This is a genomic window from Streptomyces sp. NPDC048671, assembly GCF_055587045.1.
Window position 1 is genome coordinate 54615 of sequence record NZ_JBVJHB010000008.1, and the last position, 22095, is coordinate 76709.

At 73.8% G+C, this 22095-nt stretch carries 16 protein-coding genes; 11 read left to right on the plus strand and 5 right to left on the minus strand.

Going from position 1 to position 22095, the window contains the following annotated elements; translation table 11 throughout:
* Positions 1-77 precede the first annotated feature (77 nt).
* The 5 genes from lxmK to ACZ6S6_RS17235 are packed head-to-tail and all read left to right on the plus strand — an operon-like array spanning position 78 to position 5105.
* Entirely contained in the window at positions 78-1223 is a 1146-nt protein-coding gene (gene lxmK / locus ACZ6S6_RS17215; RefSeq protein WP_362953225.1) for a class V lanthionine synthetase subunit LxmK, read from the plus strand.
* The gene (locus tag ACZ6S6_RS17220) at positions 1220-2311 is read left to right on the plus strand and encodes a T3SS effector HopA1 family protein (protein WP_469706131.1); all 1092 of its coding nucleotides are present in this window, start codon (positions 1220-1222) and stop codon (positions 2309-2311) included. Before lxmK ends, ACZ6S6_RS17220 begins: the two co-directional genes overlap by 4 nt.
* A gap of 20 nt (positions 2312-2331) precedes the next feature.
* A complete protein-coding gene (locus ACZ6S6_RS17225; RefSeq protein WP_362953227.1) occupies positions 2332-3318 on the plus strand; it encodes an LLM class flavin-dependent oxidoreductase in 987 nt (328 codons plus the stop codon).
* Complete coding sequence (locus ACZ6S6_RS17230) at positions 3311-4111, plus strand: flavoprotein (protein WP_469706132.1); 801 nt, start codon at positions 3311-3313, stop codon at positions 4109-4111. Before ACZ6S6_RS17225 ends, ACZ6S6_RS17230 begins: the two co-directional genes overlap by 8 nt.
* A complete protein-coding gene (locus ACZ6S6_RS17235) occupies positions 4095-5105 on the plus strand; it encodes a hypothetical protein (protein WP_469706133.1) in 1011 nt (336 codons plus the stop codon). Before ACZ6S6_RS17230 ends, ACZ6S6_RS17235 begins: the two co-directional genes overlap by 17 nt.
* 176 nt (positions 5106-5281) lie before the next feature.
* On the opposite strand, the gene ACZ6S6_RS17240 is transcribed toward ACZ6S6_RS17235, so the two are convergent.
* On the minus strand, positions 5282-6520 hold the full coding sequence (locus ACZ6S6_RS17240; RefSeq protein WP_469706134.1) for a helix-turn-helix domain-containing protein: 1239 nt from the start codon (positions 6518-6520) through the stop codon (positions 5282-5284).
* A gap of 264 nt (positions 6521-6784) precedes the next feature.
* On the opposite strand from ACZ6S6_RS17240, the gene ACZ6S6_RS17245 reads away from it, so the two are divergent.
* The 3 genes from ACZ6S6_RS17245 (at position 6785) to ACZ6S6_RS17255 (ending at position 7439) form a co-directional block, all read left to right on the plus strand.
* On the plus strand, positions 6785-6943 hold the full coding sequence (locus ACZ6S6_RS17245) for an LxmA leader domain family RiPP (RefSeq protein ID WP_469706135.1): 159 nt from the start codon (positions 6785-6787) through the stop codon (positions 6941-6943).
* Between the two features lie 162 nt (positions 6944-7105).
* Positions 7106-7261 carry an LxmA leader domain family RiPP gene (locus ACZ6S6_RS17250; RefSeq protein WP_362953232.1) on the plus strand — a complete coding sequence of 52 codons (156 nt, stop codon included), beginning with the start codon at positions 7106-7108 and terminating at the stop codon, positions 7259-7261.
* A 28-nt stretch (positions 7262-7289) separates the two neighbouring features.
* The gene (locus ACZ6S6_RS17255; RefSeq protein ID WP_363068044.1) at positions 7290-7439 is read left to right on the plus strand and encodes a hypothetical protein; all 150 of its coding nucleotides are present in this window, start codon (positions 7290-7292) and stop codon (positions 7437-7439) included.
* 312 nt (positions 7440-7751) lie between these two features.
* Here the strand turns inward: ACZ6S6_RS17255 and ACZ6S6_RS17260 are convergent, their stop codons facing one another.
* Both ACZ6S6_RS17260 and ACZ6S6_RS17265 read right to left on the minus strand, forming a co-directional pair.
* Positions 7752-8900, minus strand: coding sequence for a hypothetical protein (locus tag ACZ6S6_RS17260; protein ID WP_469706136.1), 1149 nt, complete (start codon positions 8898-8900; stop codon positions 7752-7754).
* Between the two features lie 250 nt (positions 8901-9150).
* Positions 9151-12078 carry a helix-turn-helix transcriptional regulator gene (locus ACZ6S6_RS17265; protein WP_469706137.1) on the minus strand — a complete coding sequence of 976 codons (2928 nt, stop codon included), beginning with the start codon at positions 12076-12078 and terminating at the stop codon, positions 9151-9153.
* A gap of 252 nt (positions 12079-12330) precedes the next feature.
* On the opposite strand from ACZ6S6_RS17265, the gene ACZ6S6_RS17270 reads away from it, so the two are divergent.
* From ACZ6S6_RS17270 to ACZ6S6_RS17280, 3 genes are all read left to right on the plus strand, one after another.
* The gene (locus tag ACZ6S6_RS17270; RefSeq protein ID WP_469706138.1) at positions 12331-15168 is read left to right on the plus strand and encodes a type 2 lanthipeptide synthetase LanM family protein; all 2838 of its coding nucleotides are present in this window, start codon (positions 12331-12333) and stop codon (positions 15166-15168) included.
* Positions 15169-15227: 59 nt separating this feature from the next.
* Positions 15228-15425, plus strand: a complete 198-nt coding sequence (locus tag ACZ6S6_RS17275) for a hypothetical protein (protein WP_362953237.1) — start codon at positions 15228-15230, stop codon at positions 15423-15425.
* Positions 15426-15710: 285 nt separating this feature from the next.
* Positions 15711-16577 carry a Cof-type HAD-IIB family hydrolase gene (locus ACZ6S6_RS17280; RefSeq protein WP_469706139.1) on the plus strand — a complete coding sequence of 289 codons (867 nt, stop codon included), beginning with the start codon at positions 15711-15713 and terminating at the stop codon, positions 16575-16577.
* Between the two features lie 68 nt (positions 16578-16645).
* On the opposite strand, the gene ACZ6S6_RS17285 is transcribed toward ACZ6S6_RS17280, so the two are convergent.
* On the minus strand, positions 16646-18388 hold the full coding sequence (locus tag ACZ6S6_RS17285; protein WP_469706140.1) for a GAF domain-containing sensor histidine kinase: 1743 nt from the start codon (positions 18386-18388) through the stop codon (positions 16646-16648).
* 102 nt (positions 18389-18490) lie between these two features.
* Positions 18491-22036 (minus strand): thiol reductant ABC exporter subunit CydD, encoded by a 3546-nt coding sequence (cydD, locus tag ACZ6S6_RS17290; RefSeq protein ID WP_469706141.1) that lies wholly within the window; start codon positions 22034-22036, stop codon positions 18491-18493.
* Positions 22037-22095 lie beyond the last annotated feature (59 nt).

The following is a 22095-nucleotide window of genomic DNA, read 5'->3' on the forward strand; positions in this document are numbered from 1 at the left end:
CCCGAGCTTGTCAAGTTTCATGCCAAAAATGTCCTGGTCCTTGACATGTGACGGAAGTGGGTGACTACCATTCGGTCATGCCGAATGACACTCTGGCGACGCCGGACGAGCGCACGCGCCGTCGGATCGCCCCAGCGGATCTGTCCGACTTCCCCGCCGTACCGGATCTCCTGCAGCGTCTGGGGGTGGGTTCCCTCACCGAGGAATCGCTCAGCGCCTACCCCGGCCGCAACGACAACTGGGCAGGCACCACCACCCATGGCACGCCGGTCTTCGTCAAACACATCAGCGGGGAGCCCGCGCAGTCGCTGCGCCGCTTCCGCCGGGTACTCGGCTTCGAACAGGTCGTCTCGGCAGCCGCCGATGAGGCGTCCCTCCCCCGCCCCCGGCTGATCGGATCGGACGAGGCGGCCCGGCTCCTGGCCTTCGAGCTGGTGGCGGACGCCTCATCGGGCAGCGACCTGGCCGCCCAGGACGAGTTCGGGACGCCGCTCGCGCGGGAAGCCGGCCGGATCCTCGCCACCTTGCACTCACTGCGGCCGGCCGGCGGGGCGGACATCGAGGACACCCCGCTGCCACTGCCGCCCCTCGGCCACCTGCGGTCCCTGCCCTGGGCCCTCTACACCCGGGCCAGCGCCGGCGCCCTGGAGGCGTGGCGGCTGCTCCAGGGCGACCCCGCGCTGCACGAGGCACTGCACGGCCTCAGGCGCGACGAGGCGCGTGCGCCCCGCACCCCGATCCACGGCGACCTGCGTCTGGACCAGTTCCTCACCGCGCCCGGCAGCCGGATGCTCCTGACGGACTGGGAGGAGTTCCGTCTCGGCGACCCGGCCCGTGACCTCGGCGCATTCGCCGGCGACTGGCTCTTCCGGGCCGTCCTCAAGGTGCCGGCCGGCCTGCCCCAGGCTCCCGGAGCACCCGTGTCCCACGACGAGGTCGTCGCCACCGGCATCGCGGAACTGGCCAGGGTGACCCCGCTGATCGCGGCCTTCCACGACGCCTACACGCAGGCACGGCCGGACTCCACCGAACAGGACCCGGAGCTGTTGACCCGGGCCACCGCGTTCGCCGGCTGGCACCTGCTCGACCGGCTCCTCGCCACGTCCGAACGCAGCGCACGCCTCGGCGCCGCCGAACGCGCCGCCGCCGGTATCGGCCGCACCGCCCTGCTCTCCCCGGACGCCTTCGTGTCCGTACTCGGCTGGAAGGGAACCCAGGCATGAGCACCGCCCCGAGCACCCGGACCACACGGAGCATTCCGGACGTCCCACGCAGCCAGAGCGTTCGAAGCACCCCGGACGCCCCGGCGATCCCGGCCGCGGAGGCCCCGTTGGCGCCCGCGATCCTGCGCATTCTGCGGGAGACCAGCGTCGCCGACGGCGCCACGAGCGCCCTGGTCGGCGAGCGGGAACTGACCGCCGACGACCCGCGGTCCCTGCGCGCGGTGATCGCCGCCGAGTTCTACCGCCGCCACCACATGGGCCGCACCGACGAGGAGACGACGGCTCCCAGGTCGCTGCGGGACACCGCCCTTGAGGCGCGGCTGCTCGCGGCCATGCCGCACCGCCACATCACGCGCCCCGTGGAGCTGCTCGGCGACGGCGACGAGGCCGGCGTCCCCATCGCGCTGGACGGCGGGGTACGGGTGACGGTGGCGCGCGAACGCGTGGACACCACCGGTGCGGGCACCGGCACCCGCGCCCGGGTCCGTCTGGACGCCGCCCGGCCCGCCGTGTCACCCGGCTTCTTCCTCTGCGAGGGGACCACCGCCGCCAGGTCCCGCTCCACCGGCACGCTCCGGATCTACCTGCACGTCACCGGGCCCGACGCGGCCCCGCGGATCTGGGCGGACGTGCTGGGCCTGCTGGAGTGCGAACGAGTCCCGTACCGCGCCAAGATCACCTCTTCCCGGATCGGCTATCCCCGCCAGGACGCCTGTGTGGTCTACCTGGGCCCGGAGAGCTGGGACGCGGCGGAACTCATCGCCGGCGCCGCCCAGGGCCTGCCCGGACTCGGCGCCACCGTCTCGGCCTTCGTACGCGAACTCGCCCCCGGTGTCGGGGCCGCCTGGGAACCCGACGACGGCCGGGCCGGCATGCGCCGGGTCAGCTTCGGCGAACACCGGGCGTCCGCGGTGGCCGCGGGCCTCGTCGCACACGCCCAGGATCCCGCCGCCCGGTCTCTCGTTCAGACCGTGCACGACAGCCTGCTGGAGGCCGGAATCGACCCGGCCGACCCCGCTCACAACCTCACCTCGCCCCGCGAGGTACTGCCCAGTCCGACCGGGCGGCTCGCCACCTCCGGACGCTGATCCACGATTGGACCCACGCCATGGCCATGTCCTCGCGGGCCACGCCCGCCGTGATGATCCCGCACCAGCCGGACTCCGTCGACGACGCCCTGCCCTACGCCGAACTGGCGGTCCGGCACAACGCCCGCCGCCTGTGGACGGGCCAGTCACTGCGCCTGGACCCGCTCCAGCTCTTCGCCCACCTCGCCGGCCGCGGGCTGCGTCTCCCGGTCGGCACCGGCGTCTCCCTGATACCGCTGCGCACCCCGTACGACGCGGCGGCGCAGGCCCGCTCCCTGGCACTGATCACCGGCCGGACCGTGGTCATGGGCTACGGAACCGCGACCCCCGGCTTCGTCGCCTCACTGCACGGAGCGCCGTACCGCAGCCCGCGCACCGCGGCCACGGAGTTCCTCACCGCCGCCCGCGCCCTGCTCGACGGCGACACGGCCGATCTGACGGGCGAGTACCAGCGCCTGCGTACCTCGCTGACACCCACCCGCCCGCACCCGGCCGTCGAGATCGGCGCGGGTGTGCTGCGGCCCGCCATGGCACGATCGGCCGCGGCCGTGACCGACGTCGCCATCACCTGGCTCACTCCGGCCTCGTACGTCCGGGACGTGCTGGCTCCCGCTCTGCTGGACGGTGCCGGCGACCGGTGTCCTCCCCGGGTGGCGACCGTGGTCCACCTCGCGGTCGACCGCCCCGGACGCGACCCGGCGCGCCTCGCCGCCGCCGTGGTCTCCGCCCACCTCGCCGCCCCCCACTACCTCGACATGCTGCGCCGGGCGGGGGTGAACGTGCGGGCCGAGGACGACAGCCTGCTCAAGGCCAAACAGCTGGTGGAGGCAGGTGTGTTCGTCTACGGCAGCCCGGCGCACATCGCCCGCGAACTGGCACGGCACCGCGCCGCCGGCATCGACGAGGTGATCCTCAACGTCGGCGGTGTCCACTTCACCCATGGCCTCCAGGAGGCGCTGACGGACCTGGAGGACGTGTTCACAGCCGTGAAGGAGCACCATGGCTGACCCGAGTGCCGACATGGCCGGCCGGGAAAAGGACACGGCCGCAACGGAAGCGGACACCGCCGGGGATCCGAAAGACACCGCCGGGACAGGAGCGGACACCGCCGGGGATCCGAAAGACACCGGCGCAACGGGAGCGGACACCGCCGGGCCGGGTCGGGAGCAGCCGGCCGCGTCGCCCGGCGGCCCACCGCCCGCACCGTCCCGGCTGCTGCTCTTCGGCACGGGCGCCCTGAGCGTGGCCTTCCTGCCCTTCTGGCTGAACTGGCTGCGCACCAGCCACCCGCACACCGAGGTCCGCCTCGCGGTCACCCGCAGCGCCGACCGGTTCGTCAGCAGGGCGGCCCTCAGCGCGATCCTGGGCAGCGAGGTGCTGCTGGACGTATGGCCGGGCACCACCGATGCCGCGGCACCACACCTGGACCACGTCGAACTCGCCCGGTGGCCCGACGCGGTCGCGGTGCATCCCGCCGGCCTGAACTTCATCGGCCGGTTCGCGCAGGGACTGGCCGACACGCCGGTACTGATGGCACTCCAGTGCACCCGAGCCGTGATCGGCCTCGCCCCCGCGCTTCCGCCCGGCGCCGAGGCCGGCCCGGCCTACCGCAACCACCTCACGGCGCTCGAACGGTACGACAACGTGCTGGTCGCACCACCCCACCCCGGCCGCAGTGCCTCCACCGGCCGCGACGACGCCTCGGTCGCGGCGCCGCTGCCCGCGCTGCTCGACCTGATCGCCCGACGCCGGTCCGCGCTCACGCGGACGGAGGGAGCTTGCGATGCCCGCCCCGTCTGACGCGGCCCCAGGCACCGGCATCCGGCCGGCGCCGGACGAACGTCTCGCCCGCGAGCTGGGCACCCGGCACATTCTCACCGCGATTCTGGCCGTGCCCGCCGGCGGCCACGTGTGGGCCCGCCGGCCGGGGCCGTCCCGTGACGCCCCCCTTCCGCTGCCCGGCGCACGTACCGCCGATGCGGTGCGCGCGGTGTCCGCCGGGGCCCCGGTCGGCCTCGCCCTGGCCACGCCGGACCCCCGTCAGGCCGGCGTGCTGCGCTACCCCGCGCCCGGAACCCGTTCGGCGGCCGCGGTCCTCCGCATCGCGGCCCCGGGCGCCGAGGCATCCGTACGGGAGGCCGTGCGCGGCCTGGGAACGACCCTGCGGATGCTGCATGACCGGCCCGCGCCCGAGCGGCTGCCCACCGTGCCCCCGGCACCGGCCCGGCTCGCCCGGTGGCTGCGCACCGGCACCGGGCCGGGCGCGGCACCACGGCTGCACGCCGAGGCCCGGTCCCGCTTCGGCAGACGCCGGCTGGCGCTGATCGCCGACTGGGGCGAGCGCGCCGCCCACGGCCCGCTGCCCCCCGTCCTGCTGCACGGCGGCCCCGCCCTCGGCACGCTGGTCCTGCCCACCGGAGCGGGACGCCCGGTGCTGCTCACCGGGGAGGAACTCACCTTCGGTTCCTGGGAGTTCGACATCACCTGGCAGTTGGCCGAGTTCGCCGAGATGGCCGCGGGACACCGCCGGGGCGTCTGCGGCCCCGCTGACTACACCGCCCTGGCCGGCGCGTTCCTGGAGGGCTACGGCAGGCAGCCGTCCCCGGCCGCGGCCCGCCGGGCGGTGGCCCTGCGGAGCCTCACCCACGCCCACGACTTCGCCGCGTACGTCGCCTGGCACGAACAGTTGTTCGTCTACCTGGACCTGGTCTCGGAGGCCATGGACGCAGCGGAGTCACCCGACAACGAGGAGGGCTGGGACGCCGCACGGGTGTGCGCGGACGCGGTCTCGTAAGACGCGCGCGGACCCGGCCCGTGAGACGCCGCACGGACGCGGCCTCGCGACACGCCACGCGGCCCCGACCCGGTGACACGCCGCGCGGACGCGCCTCGTGTACACCCCGCGCGGACGCGCCTCGTGTACACGCCGCGCGGGTGCGCGCGGACGCGCCTCGTGAGACCTCGTGAGACTCAGTTGCCCCGCAGCGCCGCCTGCGCGAGGGCCTTCCACGCGCGCGTGGCGAGATCGAGGCTGCCCGAACGGGTCGCCTCCTCGGCGATCCGCCGCAACTCCGCTGCGGCGGACTCGCCCGCGCCGTCGGCCAACTCCGCCTCGTGCAGCAGGATCTCGGTCCGGACACGGTCATGACGGTTCATCGTGCCGGAGCCGGTGAGGGCATCGCGGCACAGCCGGGCCGCGGCGGCGAACTCGCCCCGGTGAAAGGCGACCCGCGCCTGGACGACCCACAACTCGCCTAGGTAACCGGCCCCGTCGTCCATCATGGCGAGCGCGGTCTCCGCCTCACGGCACCAACGCTCCGGGTCCTCCGCCATCGCGCCGTGCACCTCGACGTACGCGGAGACGGCCGCCAGGCGCAGCCTGGCCCACAGAAGCAGGTCGCCCCGCGCGTCCGCGGCGCCCAGGGCCTCCTCCAGCAGGGGCAGGGCCCGATCGTGCGCGTCGCGCGCCGTGTGCACCGCCGCGACCGCCCACAGCGCACGGGCCCGCCGGCGCCCGGACATCTCCGCGGTCCGCTCCAGCAGCAGGCCGGCGTGTTCCTCCGCCTCGCCGAGCCGTCCCGTCGCCACCTCGGCCGCCGCGACGGCGAGCAGCGCCGCCGCCCGTTCGGCGTCGGCCGCGCCCGCGCCCGTGGCCACGGCCAGTGCCTCGCGCCCCCGCGCGACAGCGGACTCCGACTCCCCGAGCGCCAGGTCGCAGCCGGACAGCCCGGCCAGGACCCGGACCCGCAGCGGGGTGATACCCGACTCCTGGGCCACCGGGCGCAGGCGTTCCAGCGTGTCCCGCCGCGCCCGCACGTCCCCGAGCCTCTCGTGGGCGCGAGCCAGGTACCAGAGCACCTGCCAGGCGTGGTCCGCGGACACGTCGGGCAGCGCGGCGCAGGTGGTGAGCAGCCGTACGGCCTCGGCGGGAGCACCGTCGTCGAGGGCCGCGACGGCCTCGGCCAGGAGCGCCGGCGCCCGGTCCGCGCTCACCGCACCCGCGGCGATCCGGAAGACGTCGATCGCGATGCCGAGCCGCTCCGCGAGGTGGGCCGCCGCCTGCGGCGTCACCGCCCGGCCGCCGGACTCCAGGCGCGAGACGTAGCTCGCCGACACCTTCGGACCCACGAGGTCCGCCTGTGACAGTCCGCGCTCGGCCCGAAGTCTGCGCAGCAGCCGCCCGAACTCAGGTTGGGCCAACAGTTCCATCCGCCGTCCATTCCGCACGCGTGTCAAGGATCGCTCCGTAGCTTACGACGTCGCCGAGCTGCCAGGGGCGGTAGCCGTCACCCCATGAGGACGCACCCTTCCATGACACGGTGACGCCCATCCGAGTCGAGGTGCATGACAAATATAGTCACAGATGTTGACAGGAACTTCCCGAGGTCATAGAAATGAGTCACACCCCGACGGGAACCGACGGGAACCGACGGGCGGGGGTCACCCACCCCCGCCCCACCGAAGGAGACACCTATGTCCACCCAGACCCTGATGAGCGGATTCGCCGCCTACACCGACGCCGAGGAGCTGGCGGCGACGACGAACACCTCGGTCGCCGAGCAGCAGTCGCCGATCACCATCAGCATCATCAGCGTCGCGAGCGTGGTGGCCACGTACGAGTCGGGCTGCTGAACCCACCCGTCGTCCCGCCTTCGGGGCTACCGCTCACCCCAGCAGTACTGACACAACGTGTCATGCAAAATGACTTACTAAGTCAATAATCTGTACCGCGCTCGACGGCAAACGGCCGTTGAGGGCCAGTCACCGAACGCACACTCACAGAGGGAGACACTCATGTCTGTTCAGGACCTGATGAACGGTTTCAACGCCTACACCGACGCCGAGGAGCTGGCCGCGCAGTCCGTCGTCGCCGTCGAGGAGCAGTCGCCGATCACCGTCACCATCACCATCGGCGTGTCCCTGTCGCTCACCGCCGAGCACACCTGCTGATCGGCTTCACAGCAGTCAAGGAGTAGACATGAGCGCTCACGAACTCATCGACGGGTACCGGACCTTCGTCGACACGGAGGAACTGGCATCGTCGGCGGGGCAGGGGCTGTCGTCGATGACGATCAGCATCTCCGACGACACCACCAGCAGCGTCATGCACAGCATCATCAGCGTCTGACAGTGTCTCTACCGACCGTGTGCGCCCCGGCGCACCGCCCAGCACGCGCACTCGCCGCACTGGACGGGGCTCCTCGGGGCAGACACGGACGGTCAGGGCACTGACCGAGCGGTCCGCGGGCTGCGGAACCGCCGGTGATGGAACGGGTACAACCTCTGAGGGGCAGGAAGGCCGACCCGGCCTTCCTGCCCCTCATGGCCTGCCCTCATGGCCTGCCCCTCATGGCCCGCTCCACGGTCCGGTCGGACAGCGGCGGGTACCGGCCCTCGCTCCGTGGCACGCCGCCGGACGTCAGAGGCCGGCGGCCGACCGTCAGCCGGACCGCACGACGGACGCCAGCGCGGCATGCCGCACCGTCGCGTCGCTCACGCCGGGCACATGCCCCTTGCGTGCGAAGCCCCATCCCGCCAGGGAGACCGCGTGGCGCGCCTCGTCGCGGCAGCCCGTCAGCCTCAGCACCTCCGCCTGGTCCAGCCGGGCCAGCGCCTGCGCCAACGGGGAGTCGGTCGCCGCCGCCTCACCCACCGCGCGCTCCGCCAGCGTCCGGGCTTCCCCGGTACGCCCCTGGGCCGCCGCGATCCGCGCCGCCAGTCCGGCCGGCCGGACCTCACCCACGGTCCACGCCGCACCGCCTCCACCGACCGTGCGCGAAGGAGGCGGGCAGCCCCGAGGCAGCCACCGTGCCGCCTCCTCGTACCGGTCCGTGTCGGTCAGCAGCCGAACGGCCGCCCAGCGCACCGCGTCCCGCAACAGGCCGAGGCCGTGCGCGTCCGCCGCGGCCCGCAGCAGCCGAACGGCCGGCAGGGTCCGGCCCGCCAGCGACTCGACCCGAGCCGTCAGCACGGACACCAGCACACCGCCGCTCGCGGGATCGGACTCCACCGCCACGGAACGCACCAGGTCAAGGGCGGCACGGGCGAGGGTCCAGCGCTCCTGCATCCCGTGCAGCACCGCGAGCGGAACGGCCAGCGCCAGGCGGGCGGCGGGCCGTTCCTCACCGTGCTCCTCCAGCAGACCCCGGAGACGGAGGACGGCCGCGGACACGGGCTCGGGGCCGTGCCACAACGAGACGCCGAGGACGCTCAGCGCGGTTGCCCGTTCCGGCTCCGAACCCGCCCGCCGGGCCCACAGCAGAGCCGTGTCCGCCAGGGCGGCGGCCTCGGCGTGCCGGCCGAGGCGCTGGCGCTCCCGCGCGGCACGGACGGCGCACCGGGCCCTGGTGAGCGCCTCGTCGCCCGCCCCGGCCACGGCACCGGGGCGGGGCCCGGCGGTGAGGGACTGTCCGCCGCGGCCGGACACCACGAGACGCGGATCGCCACCCGCGGCCCACAGCGCGAGTTCGAGCACCTCCGGGCGGGACAGCCGGGGTGGAGTCCGCCACTGCGGCCGGCACCCCGGTCGTACGCCCGTCACCACCGCGCACCGCGTCATGACGCCCGTCGCCACCGCACACCGCGTCATGTCCGCTTCTCCACGCGGTGCCGGCTCAAGCCCCGCCCGCTCACCGAGTTCCACGGCGGCCCCCTTCTGCGCGTCATCCGTCACCGCGTGGTCGCGGCAGTGGAATCATCCGACCGCGCCGCCCCCGGCACATGGGTAGGACCGACCCGGATTCGGAACCTCGCGCGAGGAGCGCAACGGCCGCCGGCACCGGCTCACCCGGAGAGGACCTGCGTACCGGGGACGCAGCCGACCGGCTGCGTCCGGAGGCTCACTCCCGCAGCAGCAGGTCCGCCACCTGGTCGAAGAGGGCGCCGCGGTCCGGCAGCCCCGTCTTCTGCAACAGGCTCGCCACATGCTTCTCGACCGTACGGGGTGAGATGTGGAGCCGTGCCGCCAGCGCCTTGTTGCTCAGCTTGCCCGGCATCATCTCCAGCACCTCGAACTCGCGTGCCGTCACCCCGAGCCTGCGCAGTGCCTCCGGAATGCGGTCGGTGCCGGACCGTCGCTGCCGGACCGGCTCACCGAGCCGCCGGAGTATCGTCCGGCAGGCACCGGCCACCGGCCCCACCTCCGCACGGTGGAAGTACTCCTCCGCCTCGCGCAGCCACTCCCGCGGCCGCCCCCAGCCCTCGTCCGCCGCCGATTCGGCGACCAGACGCAGACCGAGGCACCGGGCCATGGCGAAGGGCCGCGAATCCAGGTCGGCCCGGCGCATCGCCTCACTCGCCCCGGCCGAGTCACCCCGCCGCCCGGCGAGAACCGCCTCCGCCAGCGCGACGAAATGACGGTTCCACCGCATCCCCGCCGCATCTATGGCGGCCACCTCGTGCAGGCGCGCGTCACCGGCCCGCCCGGCGAGCACGTCGAGCAGCAGTCCGAGGCCGTGATGCCCGTCGAGGTGGAACGGGCTCTGGCTCAGCTCCTGTTCGGCCGCGACCCGCGCCATGTCGAGCTCCGCCGTGGCGCGGTCCTCCTCCAGCAGCGCGCAGACGGCGCGGCCGAGCCCGTGCACCAGCAGCGCCTCACCGGACTCGTCACCGCCGTTGCGGGTGAACTCCGTGAGCGCCTCCAGCATCTGGTCCCGCCGGCCGCGATGCGCGGCGAGCACGACCCTGGCCATGAGCACGTAGTGCGTCACGCCGACCAGCCGCAGCCCACGGCTCCCGGCCAGCGACGCGTCGAGTTCCTCCTCGGCCCGCTCGAAGTCCGCCGTCAGCACCCTGTCCAGACCGAGTACCGCGGCGGCGTTCTGCGCGAGGGTGAGCGCGCCTCCCCGCAGCAGCTCCTGGTGGGCCCGGCGCAGTGGACCGGCGTCGCCCAGCGTCAGCCAGGCGTTCCCGCCGAGACCGACCAGCGCGTAGTTGCGCCAGGCCGTCAGCCCGTGTTCCACCGCACAGTCCAGACACCGGCGGAAGCACGCGTCGGACTCCGCCATGTCACGCTCGCGGGCGGCGAACCCGAGGATGTACCAGGCCTGGCAGACGACGAGGGGCAGGCCGGCACGCTCCGCCCGCCGTGCCGCGCTGCGCGCGAGCCCGACGCAGCGGTCCATCCGGTCCACCGCCGGGCTGAGCACGGACAGGTAGGCCGCCACCGCGTCCAGCGAGGCCAATTGCGCCTCGGTCGCCGCTCCTGGCAGGCATTCCCGGGCCGCCGTCACCTGCGCGTCGCCCTGCGCCCACTGCCCGGCCACCTGCGCCGCCCAGGCCAGCCGGATGTGCCGGTCGATCTGCCGGGTGCGGTCGCCGGGCGCCAGCCCGGTCAGCTCCTCCGCCACGGCCAGCGCCCGGTCCAGCCGGCCGTCATCGGCGAGGGCCTCGAGCAGCGCCTCCAGCAACTCCGTCAACAGGGAATGGTGCTGAGCCAGGTCCTGGGGCCCGCCGAGCACCTCCCGGGCTCGTTCGAGCACGGCGACCGCGGAGCCGGGCGCACCGGCGACGGTGGCTCTGCGACCGCACTCCAGGTACATCCGGGCGGCGGCCGTGCGCTCACCCGCCCGCTCCCGCAACTGGGCGGTCAGCTGGCACCACTCCCCCGGAAGGCCCGGGTGGACGACCTCCACCGCCTCGGCGGCCTGCCGCGCCGTGCGGGCCAGTTCACCGGGGCCGAGCCTGCTGCGCAGCGCGTCGACGGCGAGCGGGTGCTGGAACGCGTACCAGCCCGGAATCCCCTCGTCCGGCGCGAGCAGCTGCGCGTCCACCGCCGACTGCACGTCATTGAGCAGGTGCTGGTCGTCCAGACCGAGGACCTGCTGGACGAGCGTGAGCTGGAAACGGCGTCCCAGCAGCGCTGCGACGGACAGCAGCCGCGATCCGCCGGCGCCCAGCCGGTCGGCCCTCGCGCTGATCAGCCGGACCAGTGTCGGAGGCACCGAGCCGACGGTGGTGCCCGTGAGCCGCCACGCCTTCTGCGCGTGTACGAGTTCACCGGTGGCGATCATGCTGTGCAGCAGTTCCTCCACCATGAGGGGATTGCCCGCGCTGTCGTGGAAGAGCCGGTCCGAGACCGGGTCCGGTATCAGTGCCGGCTCGGTCTCCAGGCAGGTGGAGACCAGTTCGTGAACCTCGGGCCGGCCGAGCCTGGCGAGCGGGAACGCGACCCCGTCGTTACGCCGGCACACCTCATCGGCGAGCAGGTGCGCCTCCGGCGACTCGGTGCGCACCGCGGCCACCACGGCGACCGGCTGCCCGCTCAGGTTGCCCGCCAGGTAGTCCACCACGGCGAGGGTCTCCGGGTCCGCCTCGTGCAGGTCGTCCAGTGCCAGCACACAGCCCCGTTCCCGGCCCACCAGCGCGGTCAGCCGGAGCACGGCCTCGCCGAGCACCACCATCGACGCGTCCCCGTACTGGCCTCCGGGGTCCTCCCAGTCCGGCACCAGCCGGCCCAGGACCCGCTGGTAGGGGCCCAGTTGCCGGATCAGTTCCGGGTCCAGCGTTCTGGCGACGGACATCAGGGCCTCGGTCAGCGGCCGGAACGGCACGGGTGGCCCGGTCACACTGCCGCGCCCGCGCAGGACCACCATCTCGGCGTCCACGGCGCAGCCGAGCACTTCCCTCAGCAGGCGGGACTTGCCGATTCCGGGCTCGCCCGTCAGGAACGCGGTCGTGCCCCGGCCGCGGCGCGCCTCCCCGAGAACCGCGCTCAGAGCTGCCAGTTCGGCAGGACGGCCGACGTGGGTGGCGGCGCGGGTTCGCATGCGGGGATTGTAACTAGCCTTCCCCGTAAGGAGATACGGGCGAACGAAGGTATCCGGGACCGTGCGCGAGGCCCCTCTCCGTCCGGAGAGGGACCGTGCACGCGGCCCCGCTCCGGACGCCGGCGGAAGAGACGAACGGCCGGCCGGGGACGCCTCCGGCACGGCACACCGGGAGAGGCCGTGGGTACCGCTTACGAATCTGGGCAACGAATACCCATGCCGGACCGGCGCGCGGTGAGCACCCTTGTGACCGTGGACAACCGAACGAACGGGCAGACGGTCCCTGCGACCACTCCATCCGAGCAGCTGAGGGGAGAGCATGAGGCGTTCCTCGCACACGTGCTTGCGCTGGCCCCCGCCACCGATGATCCGCCGACGGCGGACGCCGGTTCGATCAGCGAACTCGTCCACCCGTTCGGACCGTTCATGGCCGCGGCCCACGAGCAGGTGACACGGCGGGCCCGGTCCGAGGCCGTCGACCTGGACGCGGTCTGGCAGGAGGTGGCGGCCACCCTGGCCGAGCGGCTGGCCCGCCTCGCCGGGCGCGTACTGACCGGCGAACTGGCGTCGGCACGCGCCGCCGGTGTGCTGCACGGCGCCACCGGCCCCGAGCGCTACCGCTCCTTCCTGGGCGGCCTCGCCCGGCGCGACCGGCTGACCGATCTGCTCACGCGTCACCCGATGCTGGCCGGTCTGCTCGCCGGCGAGTGCGTCAACACCGCCGCGGCGCTCACGGAACTGCTCGACCGGCTCGCCGCCGACCGGCGTGCGCTGGCCGCGGAGGTGCTGCCGACGGCCCTGACGGCGCGCCTGGTCGGGGTCGGGTTCGGGGCCGGGGACCGGCACGCCGGGGGCCGGACGGTGGCCGTGCTCCGCTTCGCCCGGGGTGAGCGGCTGGTGTACAAGCCCCGGCCGCTCGGCCTGCACCGCAGCTGGAACGCGCTGCTGGCCTGGTTCCGCGGGATCCTGCCCGATCTGGCGCCCTCCGGGGTGGCACTCCTGTCCCGTGACGGCTACGGATGGGCCGAGTTCGTTCCCGCGACGGCGTGCACCGACGTGGGCGATGTGGAGTCGTTCTACCGCCGGCAGGGCGCACTCCTGGCCCTGTGTTACGCGATCGACGCGGTCGACCTGCACTGCGAGAACGTCATCGCCAGTGCCGGCCAGCCGGTCGTGGTCGATGTGGAGACGCTGTTCCACCCGGCCTGGAGCCCGCGCACCGACCACGGGGACGATCCGGCCCTCGCCTCCCTGAACGACTCGGTGGCCCGCACCGGGCTGCTGCCGTGGCTGATGGACACCGAGGCCGGCCAGGTCGACATCTCCGCGTTCGGCGCGGGCCGGGACGGTTCCCGCTCGCTGCTGGTACCGGACTGGGCCGACCTCGGCACCGACACGATGAGGATCGTCCGGCGCAGGGTCTCCTACCCGGGCGCAGCGAACCGTCCGGTACTCGACGGCAGCCCGGTGGACCCGCTGGAGTACGGAACGCACCTGCACACCGGATTCGCCGCCGGGTACCGCGCCGTACTGCACCACGCCGGGGAACTGACGGACCCCGGCGGAGTGCTCGCGGGTTTCGCCGGGCAGCCGATCCGGGTCGTGGTCCGGCCGAGCCATGTCTACGCCGCCATGCTGGCGGAGGCCACCGAGCCGGACCGCCTCACCGGTCCCGACACCCGCGCCGCGGCGTTCAGCGGTCTGGACACCGAGGCCGGCCGCGCTCACCTGCGGCAACTGGCGGTGTACGAACGGGCGGAGCTGATGGCCGGTGACGTTCCGCTGTTCACCGGCACGACCGACTCGCGCACGCTGCGCACCGCGCACGGCACCCCGGTGCCCGTCACCCTCGCGTCGAGCGGCCTCGACACCGCCTTCGGCAAGATCCACCGGATGAGCGAGGCGGATCTGCGCAGGCAGACGTGGCTGATCGCCGCGGCGCTGGCGACCAAGGCCGTACCGGCCGCCGGAGCGGCCCGGTCCCGGCCGGTGACCCCCCAGCCCCTGGACCGCGGCCGGCTGCTGGCCCTGGCCTGCCGGCTCGGCGACGAGGTGATCGCCACGTCCGTGCGCAACACCGGCAGGACCAACTGGATCGGCCTGGAACCACTGGACGGGCAGCGGTGGGCGGTGCAGCAGTCCGGAGCCGGCCTGGCCGACGGGTATCCGGGGCCGGCCCTGTTCCTGGCCCAGCTGGGCCGGCTCACCGGCATCGACCGTTACACCTCGGTGGCGCGGCACGCCGCGGGAGCGCTGCCGGACCTGGTCCGCGGCCTCGCGCAGCACGCCGGTCTGGCCCGGCAGGTGGGTCCCGGCGGCTTCTTCGGACTGGGCGGAATCTGTTACGCGCTGGCCCGCCTGGCAACCCTGCTGGACGACGCCCGGCTCCGCGCGTGCGTGCCCGCGGCGCTGACCGCGCTGGCCTCCTCGCTCACCTGCGACGAGCAGGAGCAGGGGATCGGGCTCGGCCCGGCCGGGGGTCTCGCGGCGCTGCGCGCCGTGCATGCCGAGACCGGGGAACGGTATGCCGGCGAACTCGCCGATTCCCTCGCCGCCCGGCTGGACGGCGAGGCCGGGGACGGGGGCGAGGACGGGGGCGGGGACGAGGACGGGGGCTTCCTGCACGGCGGTGCCGGCGTCCGCTGGGCCACCGGACGGGCCCCGGCGCCGTACCCGGGGGACCGGGACCTGAGCTGGAGCACCGGGCTGGCGGGTGCGGCCATGGGAGCGGCCGGGCGGCCGGACGGTGAGCCCCTGGTACGCCGGTTCCTCGCCGCCGCGGCGGCACACGAACCCCTGCGCGACCAGTCGCTGTGCAACGGCGAACTGGGTGTCGTCGACGCACTCGTCGAACTGGAACAGGCCGGGTACGAGGAGGCCCGTCGTCTGCGGAAGATGTTCGGCCGACGCCTGCTCGGCGCTGTCGAACAGTACGGAGCCCGGTGCGGCACACCGGGCGAGGTACCCACCCCCGGCCTGCTGTACGGCACTGCCGGAATCGGCTACGGCCTGCTGCGGCTGGCCTGCGCGACCGAGGTGCCCTCGGTCCTGCTGCTGAGGCCGGGACCGGCACCGGCCCCCTCACACTGACCCACTCGCAGGAAAGCACCGACCCGCTCACAGGAAATCACCGACACAGGGAGTACAGGATGCACGAGCAGGAACTCGACGTCACAGCGGCGCAGGAACTGCGGGACGAATCCGGTACGGATGCCCCGGAGCGCCCGGGGAACAAGGACGCGTTCGGCCGCCGGGCGAGAATCCTGGCCGGGATGACCTTGGGGGCTGTGATCGTCACCGCCGTGGCCGCCGGGGATCCCACCCCGACCATGACCAGCTGGGCGTAAAGGCCTCCGCTCTCCGGCGGAACCACTCCTGGGCACCACGACCGGGCACCACGACCGGGCACCACGACAGGAACCGCTGCCGAAGGAGAACGAACGCACGAGGGCCCGCCGGATTCGGTGCGGGTGGTGATCACACCACCGGCCGCCGGCGGGCCTCGCGCCGTCCCCTCGGCAGTCACTCGGCGTCTGACATATGCCAGCGGGATGTTCCCTGCTCACAAGCGCGCGTACTCAGATGTGCGCCCCTGCGCACGCCCGTGCACCCCGGTGGGCGAGAATGGGGCGGTGACCTCAGCTACCGATTCCCCTCTTCCTGCCGCTCCCCGGCTGATCGCCACCGATCTGGACGGCACCCTCCTGCGCGACGACAAGACCGTCTCGGACCGTACGGTCGCGGCGCTCGCCGCCGCCGAGGAAGCCGGGATCGAGGTCTTCTTCGTCACCGGCCGCCCCGCCCGCTGGATGGATGTCGTCAGCGACCACGTCCACGGCCACGGCCTGGCGATCTGCGCCAACGGCGCCGCCGTCGCCGACCTGCACGACGGCGGCAGGCTGCTGAAGGTCCGCGCCCTGGAGCGGGAGGCCGCCCTCGACGTCGTGCACGCCCTGCGCGCGGCCGCCCCCGGCACCTCCTTCGCCGTCGAACTGTCCACCGGTATCCACTACGAACCGGACTACCCGCCCTTCCACCTCGACCCCGGCGCCACCGTGGCCGCCGCCGAGAAGCTGCTCCACGAGGAGACACCGGGCACAGGCGCCCCCGTGCTGAAGCTCCTCGCCCACCACGGCGAGCTGACCCCGGACGACTTCCTCGCCCTGGCCCGTACGGCCGCGGGCGACCGGGCCTCCTTCACCCGGTCCAGCCCGACCGCCCTCCTGGAGATCAGCGGACCGGGCGTCTCCAAGGCCAGCACGCTGGAACTCTGCTGCGCCGAGCGCGGCATCTCCCCCGCCGAGGTCGTCGCGTTCGGAGACATGCCCAACGACGTGGAGATGCTGAGCTGGGCCGGCACCTCGTACGCGATGGGCAACGCCCACCCGGCCGCCGTGGCCGCGGCCGGCGGCCGTACGGTCACCAACAACGAGGACGGCGTCGCGGTCGTCATCGAGCGGCTCATCGCCGAGCGCGCACTGTCCCGCACCCAGCGCTGAGCCGAGCCGACCACGCGTACACCGAAGCCGCCTCGCGAACCGCCGCCGGCGGTGTGACCCGCACGGCGTCAGAGCGGTGCCTGCCACACCACCGTCGTGCCGCCGCCGTCCTCCCCGAGACCGGGCCCGAACCAGCTGGCCCCGCCGAGCGACTCCGCCCGGCGGGCCAGGTTCCGGAGCCCGCTGCGCCTGCCGCCCGGTGGGATCCCCACACCGTCGTCGGCGACCGTGAGCCGTACCGCGTCCCGCCCGTCGGGGAGCGTGGCGGTCGCGTCCACGACCACGTCGATCCGGGACGCGACGGCGTGCCGGAAGGCGTTGGACAGCGCCTCACGCAGCGCCGCGATCAGGTTCTTGCCGGTCAGCTCTCCGACCGCGGAGTCGACCGGGCCGAGGAAGCGGTGTGACGGTTTGAAGCCCAGCGGGACCGCCGCCATGTTGATCTCGCGCAGCACCCGCGTGCGCAGCCCGGACGGCGCCTCGGCCGGCTCCTGCTGCAACGCGAAGATGGCGGTACGGATCTCCTGGATGGTCACGTCCAGCTCGTCGACCGCACGACCCACGCCGGTCTGCACCTCCGGCACGTCCGACCGGCGCTGAGCGCTCTCCAGCATCATCCCGGTGGCGAACAGCCGCTGGATGACCAGGTCGTGCAGGTCCCGGGCGATCCGGTCGCGGTCCTCGTAGACCGCGAGCCGTTCCCGGTCCCGCTGCGCCTCGGCCATCATCAGGGCGAGCGCGGCCTGCGAGGCGAACTGGGCGGCGAGGGTCCGCTCCGTCTCCGTGAACGGCCGGCCGCCCCGGGCCCGCGGGGTGGCGAGCGCGCCGAGCACCCGGCCCCCGCTGTGCAGCGGAAGCAGCATGCTCGGCCCGAACCGGTCCGCCAGCCTGGTGGTCACGCGGGGGTCGGTGGCCGAATCGTCCACGAAGACGGCCTCGCCGCTCAGCAGCATCCCCACGATCGGGCTCTGCGCCGGGATGATCACCCCGAGCGCCGCGACCGGTTCGTCCGCGGACACGGCGACGATCTCCAGGCCTCCCTCCTCGGCCGGCAGCAGCACGATCCCGGCGTCGGAGGCGGCGAGATGGCGGGCCTGTTCGGCGACGACCGCGAGCGCGTCGTCGGCGTCCCCGCCGGAGAGCAGGGCGGTGGTCACGGCGACCGAGCCGTCGATCCACCGCTCGCGCTGCCGGGCGGCCTCGTAGAGCCGGGCATTGCCGATGGCGATGCCCGCCTCGGTGGCCAGCACCCGCACCATGTGCAGGTCGTAGTCGGTGAACTCGCCCCCACCGTCCTTCCCGGCCAGGTAGAGATTGCCGAAGATCTCGCCCTGCACCCGGATCGGTACGCCGAGGAAGGTCCGCATCGGGGGATGGCCCGGCGGAAATCCGGCGAACCGCGGATCGGCCGTCAGATCGGTGAGCCGTACGGGGCGGGGGTCGTGGATCAGGGCGCCGAGCAGACCCCGCTGGCCGTCGGGCCGATGGCCGATCTCGTCCGCCACCGGCTCCGGGACCCCGTAGGTGACGAAGTCCGAGAGCCCCTTGCCCTCCTCGTCCACGACGCCGATGGCCGCGTAGCGGGCGTGGGCCAGTTCGGCCGCCGTCTCGCAGATCCGGTCGAGGGTGGTGTGCAGTTCGAGCCCGGTGCCGACGGAGCGCATGGCTTCGAGCAGCTGCGGCACGCGGGCGGTGAGTTCGGTGGACAGGCCCCGCAGACTGCGGGTCGCCTCCGTCGCGGCTTCGAGCGAGTCCTTCGGGTCTGACGGGTGCGTGGGGTGCTTCGGCTGCTTCGGGTCCTGCTCTGACATACCCAGAGAGTAGTTAGTCCCTTTTGTTGGGGAAAGTCGGGAACTGGTTCGGACACCTCGGACCCGTACACCTCGGACCCGGATGCCTCAGACCCGTACACCTCAGACCCGTACGTCCAGGAACTCGCCCGGCTCCCGTACAGGTACGGGTACGGTCTCGCGCTCGCGCGCCAGCATCCGGCTCAGCGGACCGTCCACCGCCACGAGTGCCGCGTACGCCCCCCGCTGCACCACCACACCCGCGTCCAGGACCACCACCTCGTCGACCGCGTCCAGGCCTTCGAGCCGGTGGGTGATCAGCACCGTCGTACGTCCCCGGGTGGCCGCCAGCAGGTCCGCGGTCAGGGCGTCGGCGGTCGGCAGATCGAGGTGCTCGGCGGGCTCGTCCAGCACGAGCACGGGGAAGTCCGCCAGCAGCGCCCGAGCCAGCGCGAGCCGCTGGCGCTGGCCCCCGGAGAGACGGGCGCCGTGTTCGCCGACGAGGGTGTCAAGGCCCTCCGGCAGTGCCTCGGCCCAGTCGAGCAGCCGGGCCCGCGCGAGGGCGTCGCGCAGTTCCGCGTCGGTCGCGCCGGTACGGGCGAGACGCAGGTTCTCCCGGATGGAGCTGTCGAAGATGTGGGCGTCCTGGGCGCACAGCCCGACGAACCGCCGGACCGTGTCCCCGTCCAGCGCGGACGCCTCCACACCGCCGATCCGGTACGTCCCCGCCCGCGCGTCCAGGAAGCGGAGCAGGACCTGGGCGAGCGTGGTCTTCCCGGAACCCGACGGGCCCACGACCGCGATGCGCCGGCCGGCCTCCAGCGTGAGGTCCACGGAGTCCAGGGCATCGTGCCGCGCCCCCGCGTACCGGGCCGAAAGGCCCCGTACCTCCAGCGGGAAGGGCGACGCGGGCGCCTCGGCCGGGGTGGCGGGTTCGCACACCGGCACCGGGGCGTCCAGCACCTCGTACACCCGCTCCGCGCTCCGCCTGACCCGCTGCCGGTACTGCACGGCGAGCGGGAGACCGGTGACGGCCTCGAAGGCGGCCAGCGGGGTGAGGACGACGACGGCGAGTTCCACACCGGCCAGCCGTCCGTCGGCCACCGCGGGAAGGGCCACGAGTGCGGCGGCGACCACGGTGAGGCCGGCGATCAGGGCGCAGAGCCCGCCGCCGAGCGCGGTGGCGGTCGCCGCCCGGGAGGCGATCCGGGTCAGGACGCCGTCGGCCTCCCGGGTCCTGGCCGAGCGTCCCGGCAGGGCTCCGGCGACGGTCAGTTCGGCGGTCCCGCCGAGCAGGTCGGTGATCCGGGTCGCCAGATCGGCGCGGGCGGGCGCGAGGCGCCGCTCGGCGTGCCGGGCGCAGGCGCCGCTGACGAGCGGGACCCCGACCCCGGCCAGCAGCAGTCCGGCCGCGAGTACGGCACCCGCTTCCGGCAGCAGCCAGCCGGTGAATCCGGCGGCTGCCGCTCCCACGACGACCGCGGTCCCGGCGGGCAGCAGCCACCGCAGCCAGTAGTCCTGCAAGGCGTCCACATCGGCGACGAGCCGCGAGAGCAGGTCCCCGCGCCGGGTCCGGCGCAGGCCCGCGGGCGCGATGCGCTCCAGGCCCCGGTAGACGGCGACGCGCAGCTCGGCGAGCATCCGGAGTACCGCGTCGTGCGAGACGAGGCGTTCGGCGTAGCGGAAGACCGCCCGCCCGATACCGAAGGCGCGGGTCGCCGTCACCGCGACCATCAGGTAGAGCACCGGGGGCTGTTCGGAGGCGCGGGAGATCAACCAGCCGGAGACGGCCATGAGACCGACCGCCGAGCCCAGCGCGAGGCTGCCCAGCAGCAGGGCGAGCGCGAGCCGGCCGCGCTGTGCCCCGGCGGCCTCCCTGACCCTGGCCAGCACGTGCCCGGTCCTGGCCGCGGTGTCCCGCAGCACCTCGGGTTCGGGCCCCGCCGCGCTGCCGGTGAGGTCATCGGGTGCGCCCGCCGGGCGCGGCACCACGGCCTGCACCGGGGGCGCCGCCGCATCGGCCGGTCCGGCCGTCGCGCCCGGCTCCAGCCGCACCACCCGGTCCGCGACCGACAGGAGCGCCGGCCGGTGCACCACCAGCAGCACGGTCCGGCCCGCCGCCAGTCTGCGTACCGCCTCGACGATGCCCGCCTCCGTCTCGCCGTCCAGGCTCGCGGTCGGCTCGTCGAGCAGCAGCACCGGCCGGTCGGCGAGAAACGCGCGGGCGAGCGCGAGGCGCTGCCGCTGTCCGGCGGACAGGCCCGCGCCGTCCTCGCCGAGGAGGGTGGCGGCGCCGTCCGGCAGGTCCGTCACGAAGTCGTACGCCCCGGCGTCGCGCAGCGCGGCCGCCACCGCGCTGTCGTCCGCCTCCGGCCGGGCCAGCCGTACGTTCTCCGCGATCGTGCCGGCGAAGAGATGCGGGCGCTGCGGGACCCAGGCGATCCGTTCGCGCCAGCGTTCGGGGGAGAGGTCCGCCAGATCGGTGCCGCCGACCCGTACCCGCCCCTCGTCGGGTGCGGCGAATCCCAGCACCACGTTGAGCAGGGTGGACTTGCCGACGCCGCTCGGGCCGACCAGGGCGACGGTCTCCCCCTCGTCCACCACCAGCGAGGCGCCGTCGAGCGAGGGCTCGGTGCGCCCCGCGTGCCGGACGGTCACGCCCTCCAGCTCCAGCCGCAGCGACTTCGGGACCTCCTGCGTACCGGCCGCCCGCGGCTCGGTCTCCAGGACCGAGAAGATCTCCTCCGCGGCCGAGAGGCCCTCGGCGGCGGCGTGGTACTGCGCCCCCACCTGCCGGAGCGGCAGATAGGCCTCCGGCGCGAGAATCAGCACCACCAGGCCGGTGTAGAGGTCAAGTTCGCCGTGCACCAGCCGCATGCCGATGGTGACGGCGACGAGGGCCACCGAGAGCGTCGCCAGCAGCTCCAGGGCGAAGGACGACAGGAAGGCGATCCGCAGCGTGCGCACGGTCGCCAGCCGGTACTGCGAGGTGATGGTGCGGATGGACTCGGCCTGGGCCTTGGCCCGGCCGAAGACCTTCAGCGTCGGCAGCCCGGCGACCACGTCGAGGAAGTGTCCGGAGAGGCGCGAGAGCAGCCGCCACTGACGGTCCATCCGCGACTGGGTCGCCCAGCCGATCAGAATCATGAAGAGCGGGATGAGCGGCAGGGTGACGACGATGATCGCCGCCGAGATCCAGTCCTCCGTGACCACCCTGGCCAGCACCGCCACCGGCACCACCACCGCGAGCCCGAGCTGCGGCAGATAGCGCGCGAAGTAGTCGTCGAGCGCATCGATCCCCCGGGTGGCGAGCGTCACCAGCGAGCCGGTGCGCTGCCCGCTCAGCCATTCCGGACCCAGCGCCGCCGCCCGGTCGAGCAGCCGTCCGCGCAGTTCCGACTTGACGGCCGCGCCGGCCCGGTAGGCGGCCAGCTCGGTGAGCCAGGAGACCAGGGCCCGGCCGAGCGCGACCGCGGCGAGAAGGATGAGCGGGGTGCGCAGCCCCGACCCGGTGAGCCCGTCCTCGAAACCGCCCACCACCACTTCGGCGACGAGCATGGCCTGGGCGATGACCAGCGCCGCCCCGGCCAGTCCGAGTACCACCACAGCCACCAGGAAGAGGCGGGTGGCACGGGCGTGGCGGAGCAGGCGCGGGTCGATCGGTTTCACGTGAAACACCCCAGAGGGCTCGGCTCGGTCAAGGCACGTACGACTTGATCCGCTCGGTC